The organism is Herbaspirillum sp. GW822-FHT03A08 (assembly GCF_058801885.1).
Window position 1 is genome coordinate 106,855 of the sequence record NZ_JBXANR010000007.1, and the last position, 17,785, is coordinate 124,639.

General features: G+C 59.9%; 14 protein-coding genes. 10 read left to right on the forward strand and 4 right to left on the reverse strand.

All coding sequences use genetic code 11. The annotated features are described in order from the left end of the window. Positions 1 to 87: 87 nt before the first annotated feature. Together AC1RN6_RS21420 and AC1RN6_RS21425 are read left to right on the forward strand one after the other, a co-directional pair. Positions 88 to 711, forward strand: coding sequence for a chromate transporter (locus AC1RN6_RS21420; protein WP_493007633.1), 624 nt, complete (start codon positions 88 to 90; stop codon positions 709 to 711). Then, the gene (locus tag AC1RN6_RS21425; RefSeq protein WP_493007476.1) at positions 708 to 1,232 is read left to right on the forward strand and encodes a chromate transporter; all 525 of its coding nucleotides are present in this window, start codon (positions 708 to 710) and stop codon (positions 1,230 to 1,232) included. Before AC1RN6_RS21420 ends, AC1RN6_RS21425 begins: the two co-directional genes overlap by 4 nt. Before the next feature lie 30 nt (positions 1,233 to 1,262). On the opposite strand, the gene AC1RN6_RS21430 is transcribed toward AC1RN6_RS21425, so the two are convergent. The 3 genes from AC1RN6_RS21430 to AC1RN6_RS21440 all read right to left on the reverse strand — a co-directional run bounded on the left by AC1RN6_RS21430 (position 1,263) and on the right by AC1RN6_RS21440 (position 6,561). Beyond that, the gene (locus tag AC1RN6_RS21430) at positions 1,263 to 3,221 is read right to left on the reverse strand and encodes an alpha/beta hydrolase family protein (protein ID WP_493007477.1); all 1,959 of its coding nucleotides are present in this window, start codon (positions 3,219 to 3,221) and stop codon (positions 1,263 to 1,265) included. Positions 3,222 to 3,429: 208 nt separating this feature from the next. Then, positions 3,430 to 5,694 (reverse strand): Orn/Lys/Arg family decarboxylase, encoded by a 2,265-nt coding sequence (locus AC1RN6_RS21435; protein ID WP_493007479.1) that lies wholly within the window; start codon positions 5,692 to 5,694, stop codon positions 3,430 to 3,432. A 363-nt stretch (positions 5,695 to 6,057) separates the two neighbouring features. After that, positions 6,058 to 6,561 (reverse strand): dihydrofolate reductase, encoded by a 504-nt coding sequence (locus tag AC1RN6_RS21440; protein WP_493007481.1) that lies wholly within the window; start codon positions 6,559 to 6,561, stop codon positions 6,058 to 6,060. A 403-nt stretch (positions 6,562 to 6,964) separates the two neighbouring features. On the opposite strand from AC1RN6_RS21440, the gene AC1RN6_RS21445 reads away from it, so the two are divergent. The 4 genes from AC1RN6_RS21445 to AC1RN6_RS21460 are packed head-to-tail and all read left to right on the forward strand — an operon-like array spanning position 6,965 to position 13,881. Beyond that, entirely contained in the window at positions 6,965 to 8,560 is a 1,596-nt protein-coding gene (locus AC1RN6_RS21445) for a glucan biosynthesis protein G (protein ID WP_493007483.1), read from the forward strand. Beyond that, positions 8,533 to 11,109: a glucans biosynthesis glucosyltransferase MdoH gene (mdoH, locus tag AC1RN6_RS21450; RefSeq protein WP_493007484.1), complete on the forward strand. Its 2,577-nt coding sequence runs from the start codon at positions 8,533 to 8,535 to the stop codon at positions 11,107 to 11,109. The genes AC1RN6_RS21445 and mdoH overlap by 28 nt, the downstream gene beginning before the upstream one ends. Then, positions 11,106 to 12,347, forward strand: a complete 1,242-nt coding sequence (locus tag AC1RN6_RS21455) for an efflux RND transporter periplasmic adaptor subunit (RefSeq protein WP_493007485.1) — start codon at positions 11,106 to 11,108, stop codon at positions 12,345 to 12,347. The genes mdoH and AC1RN6_RS21455 overlap by 4 nt, the downstream gene beginning before the upstream one ends. A gap of 37 nt (positions 12,348 to 12,384) precedes the next feature. Then, on the forward strand, positions 12,385 to 13,881 hold the full coding sequence (locus AC1RN6_RS21460; RefSeq protein WP_493007487.1) for an efflux transporter outer membrane subunit: 1,497 nt from the start codon (positions 12,385 to 12,387) through the stop codon (positions 13,879 to 13,881). A 57-nt stretch (positions 13,882 to 13,938) separates the two neighbouring features. On the opposite strand, the gene AC1RN6_RS21465 is transcribed toward AC1RN6_RS21460, so the two are convergent. After that, on the reverse strand, positions 13,939 to 14,184 hold the full coding sequence (locus AC1RN6_RS21465; protein WP_493007488.1) for a hypothetical protein: 246 nt from the start codon (positions 14,182 to 14,184) through the stop codon (positions 13,939 to 13,941). A 224-nt stretch (positions 14,185 to 14,408) separates the two neighbouring features. On the opposite strand from AC1RN6_RS21465, the gene AC1RN6_RS21470 reads away from it, so the two are divergent. The 4 genes from AC1RN6_RS21470 to AC1RN6_RS21485 are packed head-to-tail and all read left to right on the forward strand — an operon-like array spanning position 14,409 to position 17,784. Beyond that, positions 14,409 to 15,512: a BMP family ABC transporter substrate-binding protein gene (locus AC1RN6_RS21470; RefSeq protein ID WP_493007489.1), complete on the forward strand. Its 1,104-nt coding sequence runs from the start codon at positions 14,409 to 14,411 to the stop codon at positions 15,510 to 15,512. Between the two features lie 51 nt (positions 15,513 to 15,563). Then, positions 15,564 to 16,244 (forward strand): Rieske 2Fe-2S domain-containing protein, encoded by a 681-nt coding sequence (locus AC1RN6_RS21475; RefSeq protein ID WP_493007490.1) that lies wholly within the window; start codon positions 15,564 to 15,566, stop codon positions 16,242 to 16,244. Next, positions 16,241 to 17,149: an aromatic ring-hydroxylating dioxygenase subunit alpha gene (locus AC1RN6_RS21480; protein ID WP_493007491.1), complete on the forward strand. Its 909-nt coding sequence runs from the start codon at positions 16,241 to 16,243 to the stop codon at positions 17,147 to 17,149. Before AC1RN6_RS21475 ends, AC1RN6_RS21480 begins: the two co-directional genes overlap by 4 nt. Then, on the forward strand, positions 17,146 to 17,784 hold the full coding sequence (locus AC1RN6_RS21485; RefSeq protein ID WP_493007493.1) for a glutathione S-transferase family protein: 639 nt from the start codon (positions 17,146 to 17,148) through the stop codon (positions 17,782 to 17,784). The genes AC1RN6_RS21480 and AC1RN6_RS21485 overlap by 4 nt, the downstream gene beginning before the upstream one ends. Position 17,785 lies beyond the last annotated feature (1 nt).

A 17,785-nucleotide genomic window follows, 5' to 3' on the forward strand; every position in this document is an offset into this window, starting at 1 on the left:
GGCGGCACAAGCCCCGCGCAGAGTAGGCGAACCATCATGCACAATCAAAATATTCCCCCAGATTCCACGCCGGCAACGACCAGCGCTATGCCCTCCAGGGACGCCATGGACGGCCACGACGATCGTGCCTCCGGCCGGGTGATTCCAACGTCGAAAGAACTGTTCCTGGGCTTTCTCGGCCTTGGCATGACGGCCTTCGGCGGCGCCTTGCCGTTGGCGCATCGCATGATCGTCGAGCGCCATCGCTGGCTCACCGAAGCAGAATTCGTCGAGTTGCTGGGGTTGTGCCAGTTCCTGCCCGGCGGCAACATCATCAACCTGTCGGTGGCGCTGGGCATGCGCTTTCGCGGCGTCAAGGGCGCGGTATCGGCAATCTTCGGTCTGATCGCGGTGCCGTCGATGGTGGTGATCATGCTGGGCATCCTCTATCAGCACTACCAGAACGATCCCAATATCAAACATCTGTTCGCCGGGCTGGCCGCTGCGGCTGCCGGCTTGCTGATTCAGATGGCGGTCAAGATCGCGCTGCCGCTGCGCAAGAATCTGGTGCTGGCGGGCTTGGCGACGGTCTGCTTCGTCGCCATTGCGTGGCTGCGTATCCCTCTGCTCTGGACCATGCTGGTGATGACGCCGGTGAGCGTGGTGATCACGGCGAAATTCGCGGACAAGAAGACGGCCAAAGCCGATGCAGATAAGGGGGCCGCAAAATGAGCGAAACCCTGATCGCCCTTGCTCTGATTTTTTCTGAACTGTCGGTGCTGGCTTTCGGCGGCGGCAACACCATCCTGCCGGAGATGCAGCGCCAGGTGGTGGAAGTGCATCACTGGATGACGGCGGAAGATTTCAGCGCGCTGTTCGCACTGGGCCAGGCCGCACCGGGACCAAACCTGATGATCGTGACGCTGGTCGGCTGGCACGTCGCCGGCTTCTACGGCATGCTGGTGACGACGCTGGCCAAGTTCGGCCCGTCGTCGCTGGTAACCATCGTGATGCTGCACGTGTGGGAGCGCTTCAAGGACAAGCCATGGCGCCGCCATGTGCAATCCGGCCTGCTGCCGGTGACGGCCGGCCTGGTTGCCGCCAGCGCCGCGCTGATCGCACACGCGTCGGTCAGCAACGGCATTCTCGCCGTAATAACCGCCGCGACCGCCGCCATCTCAATCAAGACCAAGATTCATCCGCTGTGGCTGTTGTTCGGCGGTGCCGCGGCAGGGATGATTTTTTTGCGCTGATATCGCGATGCCGGAGTTTACTCCGGTATCTCAATCAAGATACTTCTTCAGAAATTTTTCCATTTCCGTGAAGGTCGTGATGCGGTCTTCTTCGCGGCTCAGATGGTGATCGCCGAGCGGCAGTTCGACGTAGCGGTAATCCTTGTTGCCGGCGCTTTTCAGGGCGGATGCCATGTCGCGTGATTGTTCGACGTCGACGGTGCGGTCTTGTTTACCGTGGATCAGCAGCAGCGGCGTGATGATTTCCTTGACATGATTCACCGGTGAAGTCTGGCGCAGGCGCTCGCGATCATTCCACCATTCGCCGATCTGGCGTTCGACCCCAATTTCATAGCCGACGTAGTGCTGGTTTTGCGCCAGCAAGTCGCGCAGGTCGGCAACGCCGGCGATGCTGACGGCACAACGGTACCTCTCAGGTGTTTTGACCACACCCATCATGGCTGCATAGCCACCATAGCTGGCGCCTACGATACAGACTTTGGCAGGGTCGATTTTTCCGGCTTTCGCAAGCCATTCGACACCATCGGTCAGGTCGTCCTGCATTTCCATTCCCCATCGTTTGAAGCCGGCAGTTTCGAACTGACTGCCATATCCGCTTGAACCTCGAAAATTGACTTGCAGCACTGCCCAGCCGCGACTGGTAAAGAACTGCGTCCAATAGTCAAATGTAGCGGTGTCGCGGCTCACAGGGCCGCCATGAGGAAACAATATCAGCGGCACCTTGGGCTGTGCTTTAGCGGTAGCGCTTTTCGGCATGGTCAGATAGCCGTGCAAATCTACGCCATCGCGACTTTTGAAATTCACCGACTGCGGCATTGTCAGTTGGGCAGAGGGCAGATCCGGATAGGTCGTGGCGAGCAGGACCATTTGTAAGCTCTTCCGATCCACCCAGTACACGCGCGGCGCATCGAAGAAGGAGAGCGACTCGATGATGTGGCGGGTGCCGTCGTCGCTGCTGCTGACAACAAAATTGCCACGTCCCGGCAAGGCCTTGTCCAATTGTTGTTGAAACTGGCGCGTAGTGTCTTCCCAATAAATACGTCGTCCATATTCAGCTGAATATCTCAGCCCGACAATTTTCTTTAGCCACGGTGCGTAAATCAATTCTCCACTGACGTCGAATTGGGCATCGGCATGGACGAGCGTGCGCGGAAAGTCGGGCTTGCTGATGTCCACGCGGAACACGGCTTCTTTGCCTTGATAGTCCGCATTGACGTACAGAAAATGCGGATCCGCATCGAAACCCAATGGCGTCATACGCTTTTGCCGTACCTCACTATAGTCGTCGATAAGGTAGCTGCTGAGGGTCTCCCATTTATCACTGCCCGGTGCTTTGACGATTACTTTGACTGTCTTGTCGCGCCAGCCCATCCCGAGCCTGGTTTCGCCGCTGCGGTCGGTCATCCACTGATAAATGTAGCCTGGGTTGCGTACCACTTTCTTGAGATTGGCTGTTGCCACATCCAGACGATAGACATCGGGTTTGGTGGCATTGTCGAGATCAAGCGCAAGCACGACGTTATTCGGTTCACCCTCGACTTTACCCAGGATACGATCCTGAAATTGCGGGACGTTCTTGTTCGAATAAAACGCATCAAATTGAGATTGCAACAGGTTTCCCTGAACGTCGCTGCCGTCGCGATTGACTGCGAGCATACGGGTCTCGACGACTTGATTGCCGTAGCGCTGATTCGGAAAGCGCACACTGACGAGCAGGCGGTTGCTGTTAACCCATTGAAAGCCGGAAAAATAAAACTTCTGATTGTCGGTGGTAAAAATTACCTTCGGTTTGTTGCCGATAGCCTGAACAACCAGAAAGCTGTTTCCTTCAATGTTTTGAAAGTAGGCAGTGGACAAGCCGTCTGGTGAAATCTGGGCGTCGCTGATCAACGGCAAAGACGCAAACGCTTTCAGAGGAATTTCTTCAGCGGAGACAAGGGTGGAGGAAAAGACGCAAAGACAGAAAACCAGTTTTTTTATTGTGTGCATGGGTGAGTTCTGGCAACGATGAGGAGTGAACGGACGTGCTGTCCCATTCTGCATGACGCCTATAGACCGGTCAATTGTTGTCGTTCTCTCGTACCCGAGCGAATGTGGGCCGGATGTCCTGCGACAAAAATTTGCTGCAAACTTGAGCATAAAAAAACCGACACCGGTTTCCCGGTATCGGCTTTCAGGTCCTGCATACAGCGGTTGTTTATTGACGCACGCAATCCACAAAGTAATCGCGGCGGCCATCCACTTCGCGCTTGACCAGACCGTGCACGTCGGTTTCGAAGCCCGGGAATTTCTCATTGAAATCACGTGCAAACTTCAGATAGTCGACGATGGTCTTGTTGAAGATTTCGCCCGGGATCAGCAGCGGGATGCCCGGTGGGTAAGGCGTCAACAGGATCGAGGTGACGCGGCCTTCGAGTTCGTCCAGCGGCACGCGGTCGATTTCACGGTGCGCCATCTTCGAGAACGCATCGGACGGCTTCATCGCCGGCTGCATGTCGGACAGGTACATCTCTGTCGTCAGGCGCGCGACGTCGTAGGCGCGGTAGGTTTCGTGGATCTGCTGGCACAGGTCGCGCAGGCCCAGACGCTCGTAGCGCGCGTTGCGGCCCTGGTTCGCGGCGGCGAACTCAGGCAGGATGCGCCAGATCGGCTGGTTCTTGTCGTAGTCGTCCTTGAACTGCTGCAGCGCCGTCACCAGTGTGTTCCAGCGGCCCTTGGTGATGCCGATGGTGAACATGATGAAGAAGGAATACAGACCGCACTTCTCGACGATAACGCCGTGTTCCGCCAGGTACTTGGTGACGATCGAGGCGGGGATGCCGTTCTCGCCGAATTTGCCGTCCAGCGACAGACCCGGTGTAACGATGGTCGCCTTGATCGGATCCAGCATGTTGAAGCCCGGAGCCAGATTGCCGAAACCGTGCCAGTCGTCTTCCGCCTTGATGACCCAGTCTTCGCGCTCGCCGATGCCGTCGGCGGAGAAGCTGTTCGGGCCCCACACCTGGAACCACCAGTCCTTGCCGAATTCCTGGTCGATCTTTTTCATGGCGCGGCGGAAATCCAGCGCTTCCAGAATGCTTTCTTCCACCAGCGCGGTGCCGCCCGGCGCTTCCATCATCGCAGCGGCGACGTCGCACGAGGCGATGATCGAATATTGCGGTGAAGTCGAGGTGTGCATCAGGAAGGCTTCATTGAAAGCGTCCTGATCGAGTTGTACGGTTTCCGATTCGCGCACCAGAATCTGCGAGGCCTGGGACAAGCCGGCCAGCAGCTTGTGGGTCGACTGTGTCGAGAAGATCATCGACTTCTTGGCGCGCGGACGGTCCTTGCCGATGGCGTGCATATCTTTGTAGAAGTCATGGAAGGTTGCGTGCGGCAGCCATGCTTCGTCGAAGTGCAGGGTGTCGATTTCGCCGTCGAGCATTTCCTTCAGGGTTTCAACGTTGTACACCACGCCGTCGTAGGTCGATTGCGTGATGGTCAGGATGCGCGGCTTCTTGTTCACGGCTTCGCGCGCGAACGGGTTGGCTTCGATCTTGCGACGGATGCTTTCCATGGTGAACTCTTCCAGCGGAATCGGGCCGATGATGCCGAGGTGGTTACGCGTCGGCATCAGGAACACGGGGATCGCACCGGTCATGATGATGGAGTGCAGGATGGACTTGTGGCAGTTGCGGTCGACTACGACAATGTCGCCCGGCGCCACGGTCGAGTGCCAGACCATCTTGTTGGAAGTCGAGGTGCCGTTGGTGACGAAATAGCAGTGGTCGGCGTTGAAGATGCGTGCCGCATTGCGTTCCGAATCGGCGACCGGGCCGGTGTGGTCGAGCAGCTGGCCGAGTTCTTCCACGGCGTTGCAGACGTCGGCGCGCAGCATGTTCTCGCCGAAAAATTGGTGGAACATCTGGCCGATCGGCGACTTCAGAAAAGCGACGCCGCCCGAGTGGCCGGGGCAGTGCCAGGAGTAGGAGCCGTCCTGCGCGTAGTGCACCAGCGCGCGGAAAAACGGTGGCGCCAGGCCGTCGAGATAGGACTTGGCTTCGCGGATGATGTGGCGCGCCACGAACTCAGGGGTGTCTTCAAACATGTGAATGAAGCCATGCAGTTCGCGCAGGATGTCGTTGGGGATATCGCGCGAGGTGCGGGTTTCACCGTACAGATAAATCGGGATGTCGGCGTTCTTGTGGCGGATTTCGCCGACGAAGGCGCGCAGCGATTTCAGCGCGAAGTCGGTTTCTTCGGACGAGCCGGCGCCGAACTCTTCATCATCGATCGACAGGATGAAGGCGGACGCGCGCGATTGCTGCTGGGCAAACTGCGACAGGTCGCCGTAACTGGTCACGCCCAGCACTTCCATGCCTTCTTCCTTGATGGCGTCGGCCAGGGCGCGAATGCCCAGGCCGGAAGTGTTTTCAGAGCGGAAATCTTCGTCGATGATGACGATGGGGAAACGGAATTTCATAGGTTCTCCAGGAGAACGCATCGTATGGATGGAGAGATGCGTTCAGTTCAGTTAAAACTGCGACTGCGCCTGGGCGAAAAGCTTACGCGCTCGGACGGTTGCTATTGGTATGAGCCTGGCAAACCGGTCAAACAATGTCGCTGCAAAAGGGAAAGCGTGATGGATTTCATGCGACTTCCGGGCTAGCAGAACCTTCATGAACCTGTTGATCACATCGCCGTGCCGGATCGCGGCGACGGGGCAAGTGGGGCAGGTTCTAAAAAAGAAGCCGAATTTTCGCAGATATCGAGAAATGATGGGGCGAAAAATCGTGCCGATTTTGTTGAAAATCAGGGAAAAACAACAAAAAATCCCCGGACCCTTTCAGCGTCTTTCGTATGTCACAAATGCGTAGTCAAATTCCTGGCTTTCCGAGCGGTGCTTTTCACGTGCGACCTCTTGCCACAGTTGGGGATCGATGACCGGAAAGAAAGCGTCGCAGTCGAAGCTTTTGCCGATTTCGGTGACGATCAGACGTGTGGCCAGCGGCAGGGATTCGGCGTAGATCTGAGCGCCGCCGATGATGAAGGAGTCCGTGCCTGCCACCAGCGCCGCTGCATCTTGCAAAGATGACACTGTTTCGACGCCGGCGTGCGACCACTCGCGATTGCGCGTGATGACGATATTACGGCGATTCGGCAAGGGGCGTCCGATGGAGTCGAAGGTCTTGCGGCCCATGATGATCGGATGGCCGGAGGTGGTGCGCTTGAAATGCGCCAGATCTTCCGGCAGATGCCAGGGCAGCGTGTTGTTGATACCGATACCGAGCTTGCTGTCGGTGGCGACGATGACGCACAGCGCGCCGGAGGCGGAAGATGTAGGTGACATGCCGATACTTGTGTAGGATTGCCGGAAATCGGCGGGCGCCGTGTTGCGCCGCACCGGTGCTGAGGGCGCTATGTTACAGGACGCTCCGGCCGGAATGGAACTTTCTGGGAAGGAATTGCCCTTATAGAAGTATCCCCGGTAAGCGGAGAGTCTGGCCAGCTTCGTGCAAGCGATGGTTCTCGTCGGCAATTTTTTGCAACTGCGCTTCAACTGCGCTGCACCTGGCGGGAAGTCTTGTTGAAAGGTGCCGGATGCTGCGCCGCCATGGCGTTTCGAGGATATTGGGGTTTATCCGGGCCGACTTTTGGGCCAACTTGTGCAACATTGGGTAAACTACGCCATCTTTCGACACGCCGGAAGGGCGTTATCGGATAAGAAAAACTGCATGTCAGACGGAAATCCAATGTTTTTTACTTTGTATCGGCGGAGCGCCTTGAAAGCTTCCGCCAAATCGTCCCGTCTTATTGGGCAAGCTATTCACACTATCTTGCCGGTTGCGCTTACTGCGCTGCTGGCTATTTATGCAAGCAATGCGGCGGCGTTCGACTTCAACGACGTCGCCGTGCGCGCCAAGGCGCTGGCGGCCAAGTCGTACAAGAAGCCGGCCGACAAGTTGCCCAAGGAAATCAAGGATCTCAGTTACGAACAGGCCAATCAGCTGCATTTCAAGCAGGACCGCGCCTACTGGCGTCCCGAGAAGCTGCCGTTCGAACTGTCCTTTGTCCATCAGGGCGGCGCCTATGTGGAGCCGGTGCGCATCAATGAAATCGTCGGAGGCGGCGTGCGCGAGATCGTGTTCAATTCGGGCCTGTTCGATTACAGCCACACGCGTATTGATCCGCGCCGTGTGCGCAACATCGGCTTCGCCGGATTCCGCATCCGTTATCCGGTCAATTCGGCTAAAGAGAAAGACGACGTCCTGACCTTCCTCGGTGCGAGCTATTTCCGCGCCATGGGCAAGGGCCAGGGGTATGGTATTTCGGCGCGCGGCCTGGCGATTGATACGGCGCTTTATTCGGGCGAGGAGTTTCCGCGTTTCACTGAATTCTGGCTGAACCGTCCCAATCCGGGCGACAAGGAACTGACGATCTATGCGCTGCTGGACTCGCCGCGCGCAACCGGCGCCTATCGTTTCGTGCTGCGCCCCGGCGTGGATACGACGATCGACGTCAAGGCGCAGTTGTACCTGCGCGCCAACGTCACCAAGCTCGGCATCGCGCCGCTGACCAGCATGTTCTTCTTTGGCGAGAACCAGAATGGCCCTGCCGAAGATTTTCGTCCGGAAGTACATGACTCCGATGGCTTGTCGATCCAGTCCGGCACCGGCGAATGGATCTGGCGCCCGCTGGTCAATCCGAAGCGCTTGCTGGTCACGGCGTTCAGCCTCGACAATCCGCTCGGTTTCGGCCTGATGCAGCGCGATCGCCAGTTCTCCAGTTATGAAGATCTGGATTATCACTACGAAGCCCGTCCGAGCACCTGGATCGAGCCGAAGGGCAAGTGGGGCGCCGGCCGGGTGGAGCTGGTGCAGATTCCGACTCCGGACGAAACCAACGACAATATCGTTGCCTACTGGATGCCGAACAGCATGCCCAAGCAGGGACAGCCGTTCAATGTCGAATACAAGATGTATTGGCAGAAAGAAACAGAAAAGAAACCGCCGCTGGCCTGGGTGGCGCAAACGCGCCTTGGCCACGGTTACCGCGCCAAGAGCGACGATACGATAGGCATGTCGATAGACTTCGACGGCACGGCACTCAAGAAACTGCCGGCCAATGCCAGAGTGGAGGGGACAGTGGAGAGTGACGGCAACGGCAAGGTGGTCAGCGTGACGACCCGCCGCAATGACGTCACCGGCGGCTGGCGCATGGAGTTGAAACTGCGCCGCAATGAAGATAACAAGCCGGTCGAACTGCGTGGATTCCTCAGGAACGCTGCACAGAACGGCCCCGGCGCAACTCTGTCTGAAACGTGGAGCTACATATTACCCCCCAACTGAGGCAAGCCTCTGAAACATCGCAACAACTGGAGCGCTATCTCGACCGCCTGCCGCTGACGCCTGAGCAGCGCCAGGCGCTGGCCGCCCGCGCGGGCGAGTTGGATTCCGGCGACGCCATGCGCGACCTGCATGGATTGCTGGCGGGCGAACGAGGCTCGTCCGGCAGTGCCTCCGGGAATACACCGGGAAATGCATCCGGCAATCCGGCCCAGGACTCGGTTGCCGCACGACTGGAACTGTTGTATCCGCAAGCGGCCGCCAAGGCCATCGTTACGCAGGTGCCTGCCGCCAGTGCTGCCGTCCCCGGTCCCGGCGACGATCTCAAGGTCGCACCGCCGCTCAATCGCAAATCCATGGTGCCGCGCCCTTGGGGTACGCTCAATCCGCTGTCGCGCTGGGTGGAAGAAGCGACGCGCAAATTCGAGCAGCGCGCCGCCCGCCGCAAGGGCCTGCCGCCGAAAGAGCCGGTTTTCATCGAAGACACGCTGGACCTGCCCGATTCACCCGACCCGCGCGGCTACTGGACGCACAGCGGCAACGTGCGCCGCATCGTGCTGTTGGTGCTGATGCTGATGCAAAGCGCGCTGGCGACCTACTTCATGAGCGACGTCTTGCCCTACCATGGCGAGAAGCCGCTGGAAATGGTGGTGCTGGCCTTGTTCGCCTTGCTGTTCTGCTGGGTCTCGGCAGGATTCTGGACGGCCATGACGGGTTTCCTGGTGCTTATGCGCGGCGACGATCCGTATCTGATTTCGCACGAACAGGCCGGCCCCAAATGGATCGCGCCGGGAGCACGCACGGCCATCGTCATGCCGATCTGCAATGAAGACGTGGCGCGCGTGTTTGCCGGTTTGCGCGCGACTTATGAGTCCGTGGAACGCCATGGCGATCTCGACCGCTTCGACTTTTTCGTCCTCAGCGACAGCGGCGAGTCCGACATCTGCGCTGCGGAAACGCAAGCCTGGGCCAATCTGTGCAAAGACGTCGGCGGTTTCGGGCGCATCTTCTATCGCCATCGCCGCCGCCGCGTCAAACGCAAGAGCGGCAACATCGACGATTTCTGCCGCCGCTGGGGCGCGGATTATCGCTACATGCTGGTGCTCGACGCCGACAGCGTGATGAGCGGCCAGTGCCTGTCGACGCTGGTGCGCCTGATGGAAGCACATCCCAGCGCGGGCATCATTCAGACCGCACCGAGGGCGGCGGGACGCGACACGCTGTACGCGCGCATCCAGCAATTCTCGACGCGGGTCTACGGCCCTCTGTTCACCGCCGGTCTGCATTACTGGCAACTGGGCGAGTCGCACTATTGGGGCCACAACGCCATCATCCGTCTCGAACCGTTCATCAAGCATTGCGCGCTGGCGCCGCTGCCCGGCGAGGGCAATCTGTCCGGTCCGATTCTCTCGCATGACTTTGTCGAAGCTTCTCTGATGCGCCGCGCCGGCTGGTCGGTGTGGATCGCCTACGACCTCGACGGCAGCTATGAAGAGATGCCGCCCAACCTGCTCGACGAACTCAGCCGCGACCGCCGCTGGTGTCAGGGCAACCTGATGAACTTCCGCCTGTTCCTGGCGCGCGGCATGCACGTCGTGCACCGTGCCGTGTTCGTCACCGGCGTGATGGCTTACTTGTCGGCGCCGTTGTGGGCCTTGTTCCTGGCGCTGTCGACTATCTTGCTGGCGACGCACACATTGATCGATCCGCAATATTTCGTCGAGCCGCGCCAATTGTTCCCGATCTGGCCCGAGTGGCATCCGGAGAAGGCTTTGGCGCTGGTGTCGGCGACGGCGACCATCCTGTTCCTGCCGAAGATTCTCAGCGTGTTGCTGATTATCGCCAAGGGAGCCAGAGGATACGGCGGTGCCGTGCGCGTGACGCTGAGCATGCTCCTGGAACTGCTGTTCTCGATGATGCTGGCGCCGGTGCGCATGCTGTTCCATACCCGCTTCGTGCTCGGTGCTTTCCTTGGCTGGGCCCTGAGCTGGAAGTCGCCGCCGCGCGCCGATAACGAAACCGGCTGGGGCGAAGCCTTTCGCCGCCATGGCATGCATTCGCTGCTGGGCGTGGCGTGGGGCGCGCTGGTGTACTGGCTCAATCCGTCCTTCATCTGGTGGCTGATGCCGATCGCCGGTTCGCTGGCCTTGTCGGTGCCGCTGTCGGTAATGTCGAGCCGCGTATCCTTCGGCCGCTTGTTCCGCCGTTCCAAACTGTTTTCGATTCCCGAAGAAGTCGATGCGCCGCGCGAGCTGCGCGACACGGTTTCGCATCTGAATGCGACCGCGCCGCTGCCGGGCTTTATCGACGCCGTCGTCGATCCGTCCGTCAATGCTCTGGTCTGCGCCAGCGCGCACGGTCATCCGCGCATGCCGGCCGCCAGCCGCAGCGCCGGCGATTCGCTGGTGCTGCAGGCATTGCGCCGCGGACCGGATGCATTGACCGAAAAGCAGAAGCACACGCTGCTGGATGATCCGCGCCTGTTGTCGGAGCTGCATCTGGCGGTCTGGAGTCAACCGGCGCGGCACTCATCCTGGATGGCAGCGAAATGAGGAGAGACGACGTGGAAGACATGTCCGACATGACCGCAGAAAACCGCCATCTGGCCGATCCGGTGGCCGTGCCTGATGAGCGTCGGCGCAGACTGATCCGCCGTGGCTGGAGCGCGCTGGCCTTGCTGCTGGTCGTGGCTGCCGGCGTGGTCGGCTGGTACGGTTATCGCCAGCGCCATCCGCAACCGGTGCCGGTCAGACTGGAAACCGTCATCGCGGAACGCGCCGACATCGAGCAAGTCGTCAACGCCACCGGCAACGTCGCCATGCAGAGTTATGTCGACGTCGGCACCAAGGTCACCGGTCAGATTTCGGATGTCTACGTCGGTATCGGTGAGGCAGTCAAGGAAGGCAAACTGCTGGTCGCCATCTCGCCGGTGGTGCAGGCGGGCCGCGCCGAAAACAACCGTGCCCAGATGGCGCGCCTCAAGGCAGAACTGGCTGGGCAAAACGCCCAGCTCGATTTCGCCCAGCTGCAGTTTCAGCGCCAGACGCAATTGAAGGCCGAGAACGCCACCCGCGAAGAAGCCTTCGAGTCCAGCCGCATGGGCATGTATTCCGCCGCCGCCAAGGTTGACGCCATCAATGCGCAGATCCAGCAACTCGATGCGACGATGAAGGAAGACGAGGCGGTACAGAAGCAGACCAAGATCGTCGCGCCCATCAGCGGCACGGTGGTGGCCTTGTCCGCACGCATCGGCCAGACCCTGTCGGCCAATCAGGATGTGCTCATGCGCATCTCCGATCTGAGCAAGATGAGCGTGCAGGCGCGTGTGGCGGAAGAAGATGTCACCCAGCTGCACAAAGGCATGACGGCGTATTTCAGCACGCCCGGTTATCCAGGCAAGCGCTGGGCCGGCAAGCTGCGGCAGATCATGCTGTTGCCGGCCGACGATACCGGCAAGCAAGGCAAGAAAGCGTATTACACCGTATTGTTTGACGTCGCCAACCCCAGCCGCGAACTCATGGCGGGCATGACGGCGGACGTCTTCTTCGTGCTGTCCAGAGTGGAACACGCGGTGACGATTCCCGCATCGCTGGTGGTCAAGCCGGACAACAAGGGCATGCAAAAACTGAAGATCCTGCACGCCGACGGCAAGCTGGAAACGCGCGACGTCAGGATCGGCATTCGCAACGCCGACAAGGCGCAGGTTGTTTCCGGACTGGCGGAAGGGGAGCAGGTTTTGTTGCCGGTATCGCCGTCTTCCGCAGTACGTACCGGCGACAAGGCCGGTTAGTTTTTTTCAGCTCTCATTTTTCTGCTACAGGTTCTTCATGGCGTTTTTCTCCGGTGACTATTCGATGAGGCCCATCAGCGCCGCCGTGTTGGCGCAGTTGTTGGCACTGATGCTGGCCGGTTGCGCTGCTACCCAGGTCGACGTTGAGCCTGTACAAAAAGTGGATGTGCCGAAGCAGTGGAGCGATCCTTCCGTTACCGCGGCTGCCGGCGCCGACAATGCTGGCCAGATCGTCCTCGACGCCGATTGGTGGAAGCAGTTCGGCAGCGCTGAACTGAGCAGTCTGGTCACCGAAGGACAAAAGAACAATTTCGAAATCGCCGCCGCCATGTCGCGCGTTCGCCAGGCCGAAGCCAACGCCCGCATCGCCGGCGCACCGCTGCTGCCCGACGCGGACATCGCCTCCAGCGCCAACCGCAGCTTGCCGCTCAGCGGCGGCACTGCGACCACCAGTGCCAGCGGCATGCTGGAGATTAACTACGAAGTCGACTTCTGGGGCAAGAACAAAGCCGGTCTCGCTGCCGCCGAAGCCTCTTTGCGCGCCAACATCTACGACCGCGAAACCGTTGCGCTGACCGTCACCAGCGGCATCGTGTCGACCTTCCTGCAAGTGCTGTCGTTACGCGATCGGCTGCAGATCGCCCAGCAAAACGTTGCCAATGCCCAGCGCGTGCTGAAACTGGTCGAATCGCAAAGCCGTGCCGGCGCCGCCTCTCCGCTCGATCTGGCGCGGCAGCGTTCGGCACTGGCGAACCAGCAAGCGGCGCTTCCCGATCTGATGCAGCAAGAGCGCGACGCGCAGACGGCGCTGGCAACCTTGCTCGGCCGTCCGCCGCAAAGCTTTGTCGTGAACGAAAAAGGATTGGCCACGATCCAGATGCCGAAGATCGCACCGGGTTTGCCCTCGGAACTGCTGACGCGCCGCCCCGACATTCGCCGCGCTGAAGCACGCCTTGCCGAAGCCAATGCCAACGTTGCGGTCGCGCGCGCCGCGCTGTTCCCCAGCATCCGCCTGACCGGTTCCACCGGAGCGCAAAGCAATGCCTTGCTGTCGCTGTTCGACGGCCCCAATCTGCTGGCCAACCTCGGTGCCTCGCTGACCGCGCCTATTTTCGATGCAGGCCGACTGAGCAGCCAGCGCGATCTCGCGATCGCACAGAAACAGGAACTGGTGCAGGTCTACCGCTCGGCGGTCGTCAGCGGTTTGTCGGAAGTGGAAAAATCCTTGGGAGCGATTCGCAGTCTGGAAGAGCGTTACCGCCTCAAGAGTCAGGAAGTGGATCAGGCGCGCTTCGCATTTGAGTTATCTGAAATCCGCTATCGTGTCGGCGCGGAAGACCTGATGGTGGTGCTGGACACGCAACGGACGCTTTCCGAGGCGCAAAATCAACTCGGCCAGATCAAGCTGCAACGTCTGCAAGCGACGGTGTCGCTCTACAAGGCTTTGGGTGGAGGGTGGAAAGACGGCGTGCAATACGGCAACCCGGGAACGGATTCCGGCGGCACGCCGGAGAAGGCAAGAAACGCATCGTGACCGCAACGGTCCGATAGCTTCAGGGCGAGAGCGGCAACGACAACAGTCGCGGCAATATCAGAACAGAATCGCGGTGGTGGCCGGGCCGACGTCCACTTCCTGCATGTCGCGCCGGGCTGCGTGGCCGAGGTCAGCCTCTCCGTGCTGGCGGGACAAGGCCCACGGATACAGCACTCCCAATCCCATCATCGCCGCGGCTGCGGCAAATGCAAAAGCATCCCATTGCGACAAGCCGGGTAAGGCCAGCGTCGCGATCACCACAAAAGATGTCAGAAAAGCAATATATTTCGGGAGGTTGCGCATGACGGATCCTTTCGGTTTGGTCTGTCGATGCACTATAGATGCTGCAGTGCGGGAATGGAAATAACAATTACAACTTAGCTAAGCACTGATTTGACTTAAAGCCTGTCGCCGGCGGAAGGCGCCGGTACCATCGTTTCAAAATTGAAAAGCAGATGCGCATGCGCCATGTTGATCCGCGCTGCCGGGCGACGCAATAATGCAAGCACCGACAACAAGGAGCAACCATGGGATTCAATCGCCGCACTTTCCTCAAGCATGCCGCAGCAAGCGCGGTGCCAGTCTCGTTGATGAGCCATTCCTTGCAAGCGTTGGCGGCCCCCGTCGCCACGCCGCTCAAGGTCGGCGTCGTCCATGTTTCCGCAATCGGCGACTATGGCTGGGCCAAGCAGCATGACCTGGCGCGGCAGGCCATCGACGCCGCTTTTCCGGGCCGGGCGCAGACCATGGCGATCACCAATATCTTTAATCCGCTGGATGCCGAACGCGTCTTCCGCGATCTTGCCGGTCAGGGACATCAGCTGATTTTCGGCACCAGCTTTTCGCACATGACACCGATCATGAAGGTGGCGCGCGAGTTTCCCGATGTGCGCTTCGAGCATTGTTCAGGGCTGCACACGCTGAGCAATCTTTCCACCTTTGAAGCGCGCTATTACGAAGGCTCCTATCTCGCCGGTATCGCCGCCGCGTCGGTCAGCAAGACGAAGATCCTCGGTTTCATCGGCGGCTTTCCGATTCCCGACCTGATTGCCACCGCCAATGCTTTCTTGCTGGGCGCACGCTCGGTCGATCCTGCAATCGTCTGCAAGGTGGTCTGGCTCAATACCTGGATCGATCCGGCTAAAGAGCGCGAGGCCGCAGCCTCCTTGCTGGCGTCGCATGCCGACGTGCTGCTGTCGACCTCGGGCGACATCACCGGCGTCAAGGTGGCGGAAGAAAAAGGCGCGTGGAGCGTCGGTTACGCCAGCGACTTCCGCAAGTTCGCACCGAAGGGGCAACTGACCTCGTTCACCCTCGACTGGTCGGGCGTCTATGTCGAGGCCGCGCGGCGCGTGCTGGACAACAATTGGATCGCCACCGATCGCTGGGACGGCGTGCAGGCGCGCATCGTCAAAATGGCGCCCTACAATCCCGCCATCCCCGCCGCTGGCATGGAACGTCTGCGTACCCACGAGGCACGCATGGCGGCCGGCCAACTGCGTCCTTTCACCGGTCCGGTGAAAGATACCGGCGGCAAGCAGCGTCTTGCCCCGGGAGCCGTGCTGGCCGATGCCGATATCCGCAAAATGGATTGGTACGTTGAAGGCATACTTGGTGCCTTCACCAGTTGATTGCCGGTATTGCCGGTTCACATTGAGCATTCGTCTTTGAGGGAGCACTGCATGACAGTTTCACAAGCACTCGCCCTGAGCAACGCGGTGGAGTGCAATCAGGTCATCCTGGCGCGTGCGCCGGAGTTGGAGATGGCGCTCTGGCGCGACTCCGCCGGCGTGCTGCACGCCAATCAGAACCGCTGCCCGCATCGCGGCATGCGCCTGCATTTCGGCTTCGTCCGCGATGATCGCCTCAATTGCCTGTATCACGGCTGGTCATACGACAATCAGGGGCAATGCAAATACATTCCGGCGCATCCCTTGCACACGCCGTCCAATGTCATCTTCCTGCAGACGCACGCGGTACAGGAAGCGCATGGCGTCATCTGGAGAGGGCAGGCCCCCGCCATGCCCGAGCGCATGGCGGCGATGCGCAGCACGCCGGTGCGGTCGGTCTATCTGTCCGTGGCGCTGGAGCATGCGCGCAGCCGCATGGCGACCGTCCTGTTCGGACTGGCCGACGGCCTGCAGCATGCGGGCATTGACGAAAACGTCGGGTATTGGCTGCCCGATGACGGCGTCGCCCGCAACGGATGTCTGTATGCTTTGCAAGATGCGGGAGAAGGCAAGACCGGCATTCACCTGGCGGCACTGACGCCGGCCGATACCGTAGTTTCTCCTGTCTGGCTGCTGACGCTGTCTTCGCGGTTGCAGGCGATGCAGCTGAATCTGGAAGGAGCAGCATCATGAGCAGCGTTGTCAAAGAAAGCGCCGGCAAGACCCGCGATCCGGTCGCCTTGCGCGAGTGGATCGTCATCGGTGCAATCACCGATGTGCAGCAAGATGTTCCCTATCGAACGCGCGTGCTCGGACAAGAGATCGTCTGCCTGCGCAGCGGCGAGACGTTCGAGGTGTGCGAAGTCGACGGCGACCTGACGCCGCAGCGTGAGGTGCAGGTTCGCACGCGCTACGGCCACGTGTGGGTTTGCCTCGCCGATGAGGCCAGGCCGATGATCGAAGTGGAAGAGTTCGCCGATCCGCGGCGGCGCATGATCACCTGGGGCGGGGTTTATGTCCGTACATCGCCGCAGCGCCTGGTCGAAAATTTCCTCGACATGGGGCATTTTCCGTTCGTGCACACCGGTATTCTCGGCGCCGAACCGGTGACGGAAATTCGCGACTACAAAGTTGAAGTGCGTGCGGCTGATGCCGAAGTCTGGGCTACCGAATGCATGTTCTATCAGCCCAAGGCATCAACGGCGGCCGACACCGGGCGCGACACGGCCTACATCTATCGCACCTCCGGCCCGTTCGTCGTCGTGCTCTACAAGACGGCGGAAGAAGAAGGCGCATTCGACAACATCGGCATGCTGGTCCAGCCGCTCGATGAAGAACATTGCCGCGTATTCGGCTATACCTTGCTGCTGGAAGCGGATACCACCGATATTGAGGCGCTGCATTTTCAGCAGACCGTGTTTCTCCAGGATCGGCTGATTCTCGAACAGCAGACGCCGCGACGTATTCCCCTCTACGAGAAAAACGAAATCCCGGCGCGCGCCGATGCGGCCAGCGTCGGTTACCGCCGGTGGCTGCGTGCCGTGGGCATGCAATTCGGCGTGTTGCCGCAGCGAGTGAAAGAAGAGGCGCCGCAATGACAATGAAACTCTACGACTATGAAATTTCCGGCAGCTGCTACAAGGTGCGCTTGCTGCTGTCGATGCTGAACCTGCCGTATGAAAAAATCCCCGTCGATTTCTATCCGGGCAAGGCGCATCGCCAGGCTGATTTTCTGAGCATCAATCCGCTCGGGCAGATTCCGGTATTGACCGACGATGACGGCCTTGTTCTGCGGGATGCTCAGGCCATCCTGCTCTACATCGCCGCGCGCTACGATACGAGCGCGACCTGGTATCCCGCCGATCCTGCGACGCAAGGGCGCATCGCAATGTGGCTGGCATTTGCCGGCGGAGAGCTGATGCAGATATCGGCGGCGCGTCTGCATGACATGCTGATGGGGTATGAACACATCGACGCCGATGCCGCGCGCAGCAACGCGCACAAGGCGCTGGCGATTCTCGACCAGCATCTGGCGGAATGTGAAATGCGCGGTCAGCGATGGATCGCCGCAGCGCATCCGACGATTGCCGACATCGCCTGTTTCGCCTATCCCGCCTTGTGCCATGACGGCGGCATCGACCGTTCCGGCTATCACAACATCAATCGCTGGCTGCGCCGTGTGCGTGCACTCCCTGGATTCATGGTGATGCCGGGAATCCCGGCGTACGCCTGAC